Annotated in this window: 13 protein-coding genes; all 13 read right to left on the reverse strand. The window is 73.5% G+C overall.

The window, feature by feature from the left end; genetic code table 11:
• Positions 1–18: 18 nt before the first annotated feature.
• Positions 19–747, reverse strand: coding sequence for a (d)CMP kinase (gene cmk / locus AES38_RS09585; RefSeq protein ID WP_244629150.1), 729 nt, complete (start codon positions 745–747; stop codon positions 19–21).
• Positions 744–1,862, reverse strand: a complete 1,119-nt coding sequence (locus AES38_RS09590; RefSeq protein WP_053774775.1) for a prephenate dehydrogenase — start codon at positions 1,860–1,862, stop codon at positions 744–746. Before AES38_RS09590 ends, cmk begins: the two co-directional genes overlap by 4 nt.
• Positions 1,859–2,719 (reverse strand): pseudouridine synthase, encoded by an 861-nt coding sequence (locus tag AES38_RS09595; protein ID WP_053774776.1) that lies wholly within the window; start codon positions 2,717–2,719, stop codon positions 1,859–1,861. Before AES38_RS09595 ends, AES38_RS09590 begins: the two co-directional genes overlap by 4 nt.
• Complete coding sequence (scpB, locus tag AES38_RS09600; protein ID WP_053774777.1) at positions 2,703–3,311, reverse strand: SMC-Scp complex subunit ScpB; 609 nt, start codon at positions 3,309–3,311, stop codon at positions 2,703–2,705. The genes AES38_RS09595 and scpB overlap by 17 nt, the downstream gene beginning before the upstream one ends.
• On the reverse strand, positions 3,301–4,155 hold the full coding sequence (locus AES38_RS09605) for a segregation and condensation protein A (protein ID WP_371259378.1): 855 nt from the start codon (positions 4,153–4,155) through the stop codon (positions 3,301–3,303). The genes scpB and AES38_RS09605 overlap by 11 nt, the downstream gene beginning before the upstream one ends.
• Complete coding sequence (locus AES38_RS09610; RefSeq protein ID WP_371259395.1) at positions 4,139–4,987, reverse strand: ParA family protein; 849 nt, start codon at positions 4,985–4,987, stop codon at positions 4,139–4,141. Before AES38_RS09610 ends, AES38_RS09605 begins: the two co-directional genes overlap by 17 nt.
• 107 nt (positions 4,988–5,094) lie before the next feature.
• Complete coding sequence (gene xerD, locus AES38_RS09615) at positions 5,095–6,081, reverse strand: site-specific tyrosine recombinase XerD (RefSeq protein ID WP_081001880.1); 987 nt, start codon at positions 6,079–6,081, stop codon at positions 5,095–5,097.
• Positions 6,078–6,749: an NUDIX domain-containing protein gene (locus AES38_RS09620; protein WP_053774779.1), complete on the reverse strand. Its 672-nt coding sequence runs from the start codon at positions 6,747–6,749 to the stop codon at positions 6,078–6,080. Before AES38_RS09620 ends, xerD begins: the two co-directional genes overlap by 4 nt.
• The gene (gene pyrG, locus AES38_RS09625; protein ID WP_174775913.1) at positions 6,746–8,440 is read right to left on the reverse strand and encodes a CTP synthase; all 1,695 of its coding nucleotides are present in this window, start codon (positions 8,438–8,440) and stop codon (positions 6,746–6,748) included. The genes AES38_RS09620 and pyrG overlap by 4 nt, the downstream gene beginning before the upstream one ends.
• Positions 8,441–8,552: 112 nt before the next feature.
• Positions 8,553–10,268, reverse strand: coding sequence for a DNA repair protein RecN (recN, locus tag AES38_RS09630; protein WP_053774781.1), 1,716 nt, complete (start codon positions 10,266–10,268; stop codon positions 8,553–8,555).
• Positions 10,261–11,178: an NAD kinase gene (locus tag AES38_RS09635; protein ID WP_371259379.1), complete on the reverse strand. Its 918-nt coding sequence runs from the start codon at positions 11,176–11,178 to the stop codon at positions 10,261–10,263. Before AES38_RS09635 ends, recN begins: the two co-directional genes overlap by 8 nt.
• A 5-nt stretch (positions 11,179–11,183) precedes the next feature.
• The gene (locus AES38_RS09640) at positions 11,184–12,044 is read right to left on the reverse strand and encodes a TlyA family RNA methyltransferase (protein WP_174775896.1); all 861 of its coding nucleotides are present in this window, start codon (positions 12,042–12,044) and stop codon (positions 11,184–11,186) included.
• On the reverse strand, positions 12,037–12,255 hold the full coding sequence (locus AES38_RS09645) for a hypothetical protein (protein ID WP_157883522.1): 219 nt from the start codon (positions 12,253–12,255) through the stop codon (positions 12,037–12,039). The genes AES38_RS09640 and AES38_RS09645 overlap by 8 nt, the downstream gene beginning before the upstream one ends.
• Between the last annotated feature and the right edge of the window lie 7 nt (positions 12,256–12,262).

Raw genomic sequence — 12,262 nt, forward strand, 5'->3', positions numbered from 1 at the left:
CCGTCACCGGGCCGCGCCTCAATCTGTTCGTGCGTGTACGAGATCGACCACCGCCTGGACGGTCTGGTCGAAGTCGATGTCCGTGGAGTCGATGGTGGTCACACCATCTGCGGCGTTCATGAAGTCGACGACCTGCGAGTCGGCCCGATCCCGGGAGGCGAGCGATTCGCCGACCGCGGCTGCCGACTGGGTCGACGTCTCCGCGGAACGCCTGCTCATCCTAGCTTCCGGGGAGGCCGTGAGGAGAATGCGCACCTGGGCGTCCGGCGCGACGACCGTCGTGATGTCGCGGCCCTCGACCACGATGCCCGGCTTGTCGCTCGACGCCATGAGCGAGCGGAACAGCTCCACCATGTAGTGCCGCACCTCGGGCACGCGCGCCACGCGGCTCACGACGGCGGAGACGCGGGGCTCCCGGATGGCCTCGGTGACGTCGGTGCCGCGGACGCTCACGCGCGTCTCCTCGGGGTCGATCGCGATGTCGTAGTCGAAGCCCTCGATGAGGCTCGTGACGGTGGCGGGATCCTCGGTGTCGACGCCGCTCTCCAGCGCGAACCAGCTGAGCGCGCGGTAGGCGGCGCCCGTGTCCTGGTAGTCGAAGCCGAGGGCGCGCGCGGCGGCGCGGCTCACGCTCGACTTGCCGCTGCCGGCGGGGCCGTCGACGGCGACGACCGTGCGGTTGAGCGTGGCGTCCACGAGGAGGGCGTCCTCCAGCGGGTCGGGTGCGGGCGTCGTGTCTCCGGTCATCCGGCGATCCTCCAGTTCCGTTCTTCCAGCCGCGCGACCAGGCGGTCGCGGGCCTCGGGCAGCACGGCGATCTCGACGAGACCGACCTGCGCGCCCTGGGAGTGCTCGAGGCGCAGGTCCTCGATGCTGACGTCGGCGGCGCCGACGTCGGAGATCAGCGCGGCGAGCTGGCCGGGCCGGTCGTCGATCATCACGGTGAGGGCGGCGAAGCGGCGGTCCTGGCCGTGCTTGCCGGGGATCCGGGCGACGCCCGCGTTGCCCGCGTGGATCCGCTCGGCCACCCGGAGGCGGGCCCCCTGCGCGTCGACGTCGTCGAGCGCCTCGATCACCTCGTCGAGGTCGGTGCGCATGGCGCGGAGGATCGGGACGATGCGGGAGGCGTTCGCGCCGAGGATCTGCACCCACAGGGCGGCGTCGCTCGACGCGATGCGCGTGGTGTCCCGCAGCCCCTGCCCGGAGAGGCCGAGCGCCGACGCGTCGCCATCGGTCAGCCGCGACGCCAGCAGGCTCGCGACGATCTGCGGCACGTGCGAGACGAGCGCCACCGAGGCGTCGTGCTCCTCCGCGGTCATCTCGATGGGCACGGCGCCGAGGTCGAGGATCAGCTGCTCGACGGGCGCGCCCGCGGCGTACGTGATGCCGTCGTGGCCCGCGATGACCCAGGGCCGGCCGAGGAAGAGGTCGCCGGTCGCGGCGACGGGACCGCCGCGCTCGCGCCCGGCGAGCGGGTGGGAGCCGAGGTAGCGGGAGAGGTCGGCGCCCATCGCGGCGAGCTCGGCGAGCGGCGCGGCCTTCACGCTGGCCACGTCGGTGACGAGCGCGTCCGGGTGCGCGGCGAGCTCGGCGGCGGCGACGCGCGCGGTCACGTCCGGCGGCACGCACACGACGACCAGCGACGGCCGGTCGGGCGCGGCGTCGATGTCGGCGATGCGCCCCGCGCCCATGTCCGCGGCGAGGCGGAGGGTCGTCGGCGACGCGTCGGCGAGCACCACGTCGACGCCGCGGGCGCGGAGGCCGAGCGCGATGCTCGTCCCGAGGAGCCCCGTGCCGACGATGCGGACGGTGCCCTGCACGCGCGTGTCGGTCGCCTGCACGACGCCGGCGGCCTCGCTCACTCGCCGTCCTCGCGGTCGACGTCCCCCTGCGCGTCGGCGGCGGCGCCGGCGCCCTGCGGGGTCGCGGGTCCGGCCTGCGCGCGGGCCTCGCGCGAGATGGTGAGGAGCTGGCCGAGCTCGTCCGAGGTGAGGTCGCGCACGCGGCCGACGCCCAGGGATCCGAGGTGCAGCGGCCCGAACTGGCGGCGCACGAGCTCCTCCACCGGGTGGCCGACCTCGTCGAGCATGCGGCGCACGATGCGGTTGCGGCCCGAGTGCAGGGTGATCTCCACGAGCGTCTGGTCGCCGCCGCCCGAGAGGATGCGCGCACGATCCGCCTGGATCGGCCCGTCCTCGAGGTCGACGCCCTGCGTGAGGCGCTGGATCGTCTGCGGCGTGACGCGGCCCGTGACCTTCGCGATGTACGTCTTGAGCACCCCGAACGACGGGTGCGCGAGCACGTGCGCCAGGTCGCCGTCGTTGGTGAGGATCAGCAGCCCGCTCGTCTCCGCGTCGAGGCGGCCGACGTTGAACAGGCGCTCCTCGAACTCGTCCGTGAACTCGCGGAGGTCGGGGCGGCCTCGCTCGTCGCGCAGGGACGAGTAGATCCCGACGGGCTTGTTCAGCATGAGGTAGCGCTTGGAGGTGTCGAGCTGCACGGCGCGGTCGTCGACCGCGACCTCGTCCACGTCGGGGTCGATGCGGCGGCCGGGCTCGGTGACGACCTCGCCGTTCACGGTGACGCGGCCCGCGGCGATCATGTCCTCGCAGACGCGGCGGCTGGCGACGCCGGCGGCGGCCATCACCTTCTGCAGGCGGACGCCGGCGACGGGCTCGTCGGGGTTCCCGGCGTGCGGGCGATCAGAGGAGGGGGTCATGGAAGCCTTCCGCCCCGTCGGGGAGCAACGGGGAGATCGGGGGGAGCTCGTCGAGCGAGTTGATGCCGAGCTGCGTGAGCAGGTGGTCTGTCGTACCGTAATGGATCGCGCCGGTCTCGCCGTCGGTGAAGACCTCGGTCACGAGGCCCCGGGCGAGCAGCGTCCGCACCACCGAGTCGACGTTCACGGCGCGGATCGCGGCGACCTGGCTGCGGCTGATCGGCTGCTTGTACGCGATCACCGCGAGCGTCTCGAGGGCCGCCTGCGACAGGCGCGTGGGGTTCTGGGTGAGCACGTGGTCGCGCACGACCACGTCGTACTCGGGCCGGACGTAGACGCGCCAGCCGCCGCCGACCTCGCGCAGCTCGAAGCCGCGGCGCACTCCCCCGGCGTTGCCGTCGAAGTCGTCGACGAGCCGCTGGATCGCGCGGCGCACCTCCTTCACGGGCGTCGAGGTCGCGGTCGCGAGCGTCGTCACGGTCTGCGGCTCGTCGGCGACCATGAGCAGCGCCTCGAGCGCGCGGTCGAGGTCGAGGGGCGCGTCGGGTGCGGGCGCGGCGGCGCCGTCCACGGGATCCGGATCAGCTGTCATAGCCGGCCCCCAGGCTCGCGAGGGCGTCGTCGGTCCAGCTCTCCGCGGTCCAGGTGAGCGTGAGCTCGCCGAGCGCCTCGGGCTGGTCGAACTCGATCGCGGCCACCCGGTACAGCTCGAGCACCGCGAGGAAGCGCGCGATCACGACGCCCGTGACCTGCGCGTCCGCCACGAGCTCGCGGAAGGTCGTCGGCTCGCCGCTCCGCAGCCGCGCGACCACGACCGCCGCCTGCTCGCGGATGCTGACGAGCGGCGCGTGCAGGTGGTCGAGCCCCACGGTCGGGATCTCGCGCGGCGCGAAGGCGAGGAGCGCGATGGCCGCGAGGTCCGCGGGCGAGGTGGTCCACACGAGCTCCGGCACCTGCGCGCGGAACCGCTCCTCGAGCGGCACGTCGCGGAAGGCGCGGCCGGACTCGGCGGCGAGCCGCTCCTGGAACCAGCTCGCCGCCTGCTTGAACGCGCGGTACTGCAGCAGCCGGGCGAACAGCAGGTCGCGGGCCTCGAGGAGCGCCACGTCCTCGGCGTCCACCAGCTCGCCCTGCGGCAGGAGCCCCACGAGCTTGAGGTCGAGCAGGGTCGCGGCGACGACGAGGAACGAGCTCGCCTCGTCGAGGTCCTCCGGCGAGTCGAGCCCGCGGATGTGCGCGATGAACTCGTTCGTCACGAGGCTGAGGCTCACCTCGGTGATGTCCATCTCGTGGCTGCCGATGAGCGAGAGCAGCAGGTCGAACGGTCCCTCGAAGTTGCCGATGCTGACGCGGAAGGCGCGCTCCGGGTCCGTGGGCGTCGCGGCGTCGGCGATCTCGGGATCCGCCAGGGGCGCAGCCCTACGCGACGGCGCCACGCGCGATGAGCTCCCGCGCCACCTTGCGGTACGCGAGCGCGGCCGGGTGCTCGGGCGCGAAGTGGATGATGGGCTTGCCCGCCACGGACGCGTCCGGGAACTTGACCGTGCGACCGATGACGGTCTCGAGCACGCTGTCGTCGAACGCCTCGACCACGCGCTGCAGAACCTCGCGCGAGTGCAGCGTGCGCGAGTCGTACATGGTCGCGAGGATCCCGTCGAGCGCGAGCCCCGGGTTCAGCCGGTCCTTGACCTTCTCGATGGTCTCCACCAGCAGCGCGACGCCGCGGAGCGCGAAGAACTCGCACTCGAGCGGGATCAGCACGCCGTGGCTGGCCGTGAGCGCGTTGACGGTGAGGAGGCCGAGCGACGGCTGGCAGTCGATGAGGATGACGTCGTAGTCGGCGCTCACCTTGCGCAGCACGCTCGCGAGGATCTGCTCGCGCGCGACCTCGTTGACGAGGTGCACCTCCGCGGCCGAGAGGTCGATGTTGGCGGGGATGACGTCGAGGCCCTCGAAGCCCGTGGTCTGGATCGCCTCGCGCGGGTCCTTCACGGTCCCGAGCAGGAGGTCGTAGACGGTGACGGCGTCGTGCGTCTGCACGCCGAGGCCCGCGGACAGCGCGCCCTGCGGGTCGAAGTCGACGGCGAGCACGCGGCGGCCGTAGCTGGCGAGCGATGCGCCGAGGTTGATGGCGGTGGTGGTCTTGCCGACGCCGCCCTTCTGGTTGCAGAGGGAGATGATCTTCGCGGGGCCGTGGCCGGCGAGCGGCTCGGGCTCGGCGAACTCGCGCAGCTCCCGACCGGTGGGTCCGAGCACGGGGACGTCCATTCCCGGGAGCTCGGTCACATCTGGCTTGCGCGTCACGTGGATCTCTTCCTGCCGCTCGTCCGACGCGGGGGTCCGCCGGATCCTGCGAGTCTACCGGGGAGGGTCGCTCACGCCCGGCGGGCACGCGGGTGCGCGGTCGTGTAGACGTCGCGCAGGGTGTCGACGGTCACGCGCGTGTAGATCTGCGTGGTCGCGACCGACGAGTGGCCGAGCAGCTCCTGCACCACGCGCACGTCGGCGCCGCCCGCGATGAGGTGCGTCGCGAACGAGTGCCGGAACGTGTGCGGCGAGATCTCCTCCGTGACGCCGGCGCGCTCGGCGGCCGCCTTGATGACGAGCCAGGCGTTCTGGCGCGAGAGCGCGTGGCCGCGGAGGCCGAGGAAGAGCGCCGGGGTGGCCGTGCCGCGCGCGGCGAGGATCGGCCGGACCCGCACGAGGTACGCGTCGACGGCCCGGCGCGCGAAGGACCCTACGGGCACGATCCGCTGCTTGCCGCCCTTCCCGAGCACGCGCACCAGCTCGGCGGCGGCGCCGTCGGGGCCGAGCACGTCGTCGACCGTGAGCGCGGTGATCTCGCTCACGCGCGCGCCCGTCGCGTACAGCAGCTCGAGCAGGGCCTTGTCGCGCACGCGGAGCGGGTCGTCGCCGTCGGTGGCGTCGAGGATCCGCCCCATCGTCTCGACGGAGACGGCCTTCGGCAGGCGGCTCGGCAGCTTGGGCGGCCTGGCGTCGGCGGACACGTCGACCTCGACGATCCCCTCCTCCACCAGGAAGCGGTGGAACGACCGCACGCTCGAGAGCATGCGCGCGAGCGACGACGCGGTGAGGCCGCCCTGCGCGGGGTCGCGGAGGCGTTGCGCGAAGCCCGTGACGTGGGCCGGGGTGGCTCCCGCGGGATCCACGACGCCCTCCTCCGCGAGGTGCGCCACGTAGCGCGCGAGGTCGCGGCGGTACGCCTGGATCGTGTTGCGGGAGAGGCCGCGCTCCACCTCCACGTGCCGGAGCCACCGGTCGACGGCGCGCCGCAGCGCGGCCGGGACCTCGGGGGCGGCGTCGGGCGCTGCTCCCCCGGGTCCGTCGGCCGCGTCGGTCACGAGCCGGACGCGCCCCCGCCGTCGCGGAGCTTCGGGTGCCGGGGCCACGGCGCGTCGGCGGGGCCGAGCGTCGTCCAGCCGCGCGAGCGCGCGACGTGCGCCTGCAGCACCGCGATCACGGTCGACGGGTTCTGGATCCGCCGCTCGAGCACCGCCGTGACGACCTCGTCGAGGTCCACCCAGCGCACCTCGATGTCGGCCTCCTCGTCGGTGCGCGCGAACGCCTCCGCCGTGGGGGTCAGCCCGCGCGCGAGGTAGACGCGGATCGCCTCGTCGCTGCCGCCGGGCGTCGTGCAGTACTCCGCCAGCACGCTCCACTCGGCGGCGACCAGGTCGGCCTCCTCCGCGAGCTCGCGCTGCACGGCGGTGAGCGGCGGCTCGCCCGTGATGTCGAGGAGCCCGGCCGGGATCTCCCACTCGCGCATCCGCACGGGGTGCCGGTACTGCTTGATGAGGAGCACGCGGTCCTCGTCGTCGATAGCGAGCACCGCGACGGCGCCCGTGTGGTCGACGTACTCCCGCGTGATCTCGGCGTCGCCGTACGCGAACGTCTCGCGCCGGACGTCCCAGATCCTCCCCTGGAACACCCGCTCGCTCGACGTGACCTCGTACGAGACGGCGTCGTCGTGGAGGCCGTCCGCCGGGGATCCCGCGACGGCGTCGGTCACGCGACCGCCTCGGCGTCGTCCTCGGCGAACAGGGTGCTGGCCGCCTGGCGGTCGAGGGCCGCGCGCACGAGGCCGGCGAACAGCGGGTGCGCGCGGTTCGGGCGCGACCGGAGCTCCGGGTGCGCCTGCGTGCCTATGTAGAACGGGTGCACCTCGCGCGGCAGCTCCACGTACTCGACGAGCGTCCCGTCGGGCGACGTGCCCGAGAAGACGAGGCCGGCGTCCTGGATCCGGTCGCGGTACTGGTTGTTGACCTCGTAGCGGTGGCGGTGGCGCTCGTGCGAGACGGGCGCGCCGTACAGCTCGGCCGCGAGCGATCCCTCGGCCAGCTTCGCCTCGTACAGGCCGAGGCGCATGGTGCCGCCAAGGTCGCCGCCCGCAATGATGTCGACCTGCTCGGCCATCGTCGCGACGACCGGGAACTCGCTCTCGGGGTCGAACTCGCTCGAGGAGGCGCCGACGAGGCCGGCCTCGTTGCGCGCGTACTCGATGACCATGCACTGGAGGCCGAGGCACAGGCCGAGCACGGGGATCATGTTGTCGCGCGCGAACTTGAGCGCGCCGAGCTTGCCCTCGATGCCGCGGATGCCGAAGCCGCCCGGCACGCACAGCGCGTCGAGGTCGCCGAGCTTCTTCGCGGCGCCCTCGGGCGTCTCGCACTCGTCGGACGCGACCCAGCGCAGCTTCACGCGCGCCGAGTGGGCGAAGCCGCCCGCGCGCAGCGCCTCGGTGACCGAGAGGTACGCGTCGGGCAGGTCGATGTACTTGCCGACCAGGCCGATCGTGACCTCGTGCTTCGGGTCGTGCACGGCGTCGAGGAGGTCGCTCCAGCCGGACCAGTCGACCGCGTCCGCGGCGGGGAGCCCGAGGTGGTCGATGATGTAGCTGTCGAGGCCCTGCCCGTGCAGCATCTCCGGGATGTCGTAGATGCTCGGCACGTCGACCGCGTTCACGACGGCCTGCTCGTCCACGTCGCACATGAGCGCGATCTTCCGCTTGTTCGAGTCCGAGACCGGCCGGTCGCTGCGGAGCACGAGCGCGTCCGGCTGGATCCCGATGGAGCGCAGCGCGGCGACCGAGTGCTGCGTGGGCTTGGTCTTCTGCTCGCCGGACGCGCCCATGTACGGGACGAGCGAGACGTGCACGAAGAAGACGTTGCCGCGGCCGAGCTCGTGGCGCACCTGGCGCGCGGCCTCGATGAAGGGCTGGCTCTCGATGTCGCCGACCGTGCCGCCGATCTCCGTGATGATCACGTCGGGCTGCGGCTCGTCGGAGGCCTGCAGGCGCATGCGGCGCTTGATCTCGTCGGTGATGTGCGGGATGACCTGCACGGTGTCGCCGAGGTACTCGCCGCGGCGCTCCTTGGCGATGACCTCGGAGTAGATCTGGCCGGTGGTCACGTTGGCCGCCTGGTCCAGCTCGATGTCGAGGAAGCGCTCGTAGTGCCCGATGTCGAGGTCGGTCTCCGCGCCGTCGTCGGTCACGAAGACCTCGCCGTGCTGGAAGGGGTTCATGGTGCCCGGATCCACGTTGAGGTAGGGATCGAGCTTCTGCATGACGACGCGCACGCCGCGCGCCGTGAGCAGGTTGCCGAGGCTGGCCGCCGTGAGGCCCTTGCCGAGCGAGGAGACGACGCCGCCGGTCACGAAGATGTGCCTGGTCGTCTTCGCCGCGCCTGTCGTGCTGGTGATGCTGTCCGTCGAGCTCGGGTCCGTGTCCGCTGAATTGATGTCCGCCACGGGCTTCCATCCTACGTGGGAATCCGCGCGCCGCGACACCCTCGGCGCGCCGCGGCTCGCCCCGTCAGCGGAGGGACGCGGCGGTCTCCACGAGCTCGCGCGCGTGCGCCAGCCCGCTCTCGCTGTCCGGCAGGCCGGAGAGCAGGCGCGCCATCTCCTGGATCCGCGCGTCGCCCTCGAGCTGCGTGACGCTGGATGCCGTGACCTGCCCGTCGCCGCCCTTGACGACCCGCAGGTGGTTGGTCGAGAACGCGGCGACCTGCGCGAGGTGCGTGACGACGATGACCTGGGCGCGCTCCGCGAGCCGGGCCAGCCGCCGGCCGATCTCGATGGCTGCGGCCCCTCCGACGCCCGCGTCGACCTCGTCGAACACGAAGGTGGGCACGGGATCGTCGCCGGCCACCACGACCTCGATGGCGAGCATCACGCGGGACAGCTCGCCGCCGGACGCCCCGCGCCCGAGCGGCCGCGCCTCCGCGCCCGCGTGCGGCCGCAGCAGGATCTCCACGCGGTCGGCGCCCGACAGCGCGGGCTCCTCCCGCGGGCTGACCCGCACCTCGAGCGACGCGTCGGCCATGGCGAGGGCGCCGAGCTCCGTCGTCACGGCCTCGGCGAGCCGGGCACCGGCCTCCTCGCGGACGGCGGTGACGCGAGCGCCCAGCTCGCCGACGAGCTGCTCGTCGCGCTCCACCTCGACGCGCAGCAGGTCGATCCGGTCGGTGTCGCCGTCGAGCTCCAGCAGGCGCGCGCTGCCCGTGTCGAGGAACGCGAGCGCGTCCTCCACCGTGGGCCCGTGCACGCGCGTGAGCGCCGCGAGCTCGGCGCGGCGGTCCTGCAGCGTCTCCAGCTCGCGCGCCCCGTCGGCGTCGAGGCCCGCGAGGTAGCCCGAGAGCTGCACCGCGATCTCCGACACGAGGATCCGCGCGCTGTCGAGCGACTCGATGATGTCCGCGAGGCCGGCGTCGTGCGCGGCCACCCGGTCAAGGCGGCGGTGCGCGGTGTCGAGCACGGAGGCGGCGTCGGCCATCTCCCCCGTCGCGTCCTCGGACGACATGAGCTCGTGGGCGGCGGAGGCCGCGGCACGCAGGTCCTCCAGGTTCGTGAGCCGGTCGATGCGCTCGCGCAGCTCCTCGTCCTCGCCGGGCTGGGGCGCGACCTGCTCGATCGCGTCGATGGCGGCGCGCAGCTCCTCGGCCTCGCGCGTGCGGGCGTCCTGCTCCGTGACGAGCCGGTCGAGCTCGGCGCGGGCGGCCTGCCAGCGGCGGAACACCTCCTGGTACTCGCCGAGCACGGGCGCGAGGGCGGATCCGGCGAACCGGTCGAGCGCCTGGCGCTGCGCCGTGGACGACCGCAGCCGCATCTGGTCGGACTGGCCGTGCACGACGACGAGCTGCTCGCCGATCTCCGTCAGCAGCGCCGCCGGCGCTCCCCGGCCGCCGACCGACGCGCGGCTGCGCCCCTCGGACGAGAGCTGGCGCGTGACGATGAGCTCGCCGCGCGTGCCGTCGCCGAACGGGTCGACGTCTCCCCCGGCGTCGCGCACGCGCTCCGGCACGGGTCCGTCGGCCGCGATGATCCAGCGGCCCTCGACGACCGCGCGCTCGCTCCCCTGCCGCACGGCTCCCGAGTCGGCGCGCGCGCCGAGCAGCAGCCCGAGGGCGGTGACGACCATGGTCTTGCCCGCGCCGGTCTCGCCGGTGACGGCCGTGAAGCCCGGGCCGAGCGGCAGCGTCGCCTGGCCGATCACCCCGAGGTCGCGGATGGTGATCTCCTCAATCACGGTCGACGGGCCCCCTCCAGCCGGTGACCGGCAGCTCGAACTTGTTCACGAGGCGGTCGGTGAACGGCGACTGCTTGAGGCGCGCGAGGCGCACGGGGATGGCCGAGCGCCGCGTCTCGACGCGCGCGCCGGGCGGCATGTCGCGCGTGCGGCGCCCGTCGCACCAGAGCACGCCGGATCCCGAGGTGCGGCTCAGCACCTCGACGGCGACCGTGGACTCCGGGCCCACGACGAGCGACCGGGCGAACAGGGTGTGCGGGCTGAGCGGCACGACGAGCATGGCCTCGAGGCTCGGCCACACGATGGGGCCGCCGGCCGAGAACGCGTACGCGGTGGATCCCGTGGGCGTCGACACGACCATGCCGTCGCAGCCGTACGACGCGAGCGGGCGGCCGTCGATCTCCACCACGACCTCGAGCATCCGCTCGCGGCTGGCCTTCTCCACGGTCGCCTCGTTGAGCGCCCACGTGCGGTAGACGATGTCGGCGCCGACCTTGAGCGTGACGTCGAGCGTCATGCGCTCCTCGACCGTGTAGTCGCGGTCGAGCACGCGGCGGACCGTGGCCGTGAGGTCCTCCCGCTCGCTCTCGGCGAGGAAGCCGACGTGCCCGAGGTTGACGCCCAGCAGCGGCACCGAGGTGCCGCGCACGAGCTCCGCCGAGCGGAGGATGGTGCCGTCGCCGCCGAGCACGATGACGATCTCGAGGTCCGCCGTCTGCACGTCCTCGCCGAGCACGGCGACGCCGGACATGTGCGGCGCGAAGGGCAGGATGTCGGCCTTCTCGTCGGCCGTGAGCACGAGCTGCACGTCCGCCTCCGCGAGCTGGGCGCACACGCTGAGCGCCGCGTCGATGGAGTCGCGGCGCCCCGTGTGGGACACGACCAGGATGTGCCTCGCGGGTCCAGCCACTTCGCTCACGCTCCTGTGATCTCGTTCGACGTCGATCTCCATTGTGTCGGATTGCCGCCCGCACGACCGCTGAACCAGGCGAGGTACTCGTGGTTCCCGGCGCCGCCGACGATCGGGGAGGAGACGAGGCCGGCCGTGCCGAGCCCGAGGTCCCACGCGGCCCAGAGCACGCGCATGACGGCGTCGTCGCGGAGCCCGGGGTCGTGCACGATGCCCTCGCGGATCCCCGTGCGCCCCACCTCGAACTGCGGCTTGATCAGCAGCACGACGTCCGCGCCCTCCGCAGCCGTCCGCGCGATCGCCGGCAGCACGAGGCCCAGGGAGATGAAGGAGAGGTCGCCCACGACGAGCGCGGGCGCCGCGCCCGCCAGGTCGTCGGGGGTCACCTCCGCCAGCGACTCCGGGGTCAGGTCGCGCACGTTGAACCCCTCCACCACGTCGACGCGCGCGTCGTCGCGGATCAGCGGATCCAGCTGCCCGTGGCCCACGTCGAGCGCGATCACCCGCCGCGCTCCCCGCTCGAGCAGCACCTGCGTGAAGCCGCCGGTGGACGCGCCGACGTCGAGCGCCAGCCGTCCCGCCACGACCACGTCGGGGAACGCGTCGAGCGCCCCGATCAGCTTGTGGGCGCCGCGGCTGACGTACGCGTCCGTCCCGGCGACCTCGACGACGGATCCGGGCGTCACCCGGAAGGACGCCTTGACGACCCCGCGCCCGTCGACCGTGACGAGCCCGTCGGCGATGAGCCGGGCGGCGTGCGTGCGCGAGCGAGCGAGTCCCAGCGCGGGCAGGGCCGCGTCGAGGCGCAGGTCCCCGCCGATCACCTCTCCCGGAGCGGACGCGGATCCGTCGGCGGGGTCAGCCACGCGGCTCGGCCCCGTCGCCGCCCTCGAGCCGCGCCCGCAGCTCGTCGTGCAGCAGCGCGAAGGACGCTGCGCGCTCCCCGAGCGACTGCCCCTCGATCAGCTCCAGCCGGGAGACCAGCTCCGCGGCGACGTCGTGGTCGTCGCGCGGCCCGGCGACCGCGGCCTCGTCGGTCGGCTCGTCCGTGGGGATGTCGTCCTCGGCGTCGCTCACGCCGTCA

Origin of the sequence: Clavibacter capsici, from assembly GCF_001280205.1 — a bacterium.
GTDB classification, from domain to species: Bacteria; Actinomycetota; Actinomycetes; order Actinomycetales; family Microbacteriaceae; genus Clavibacter; species Clavibacter capsici.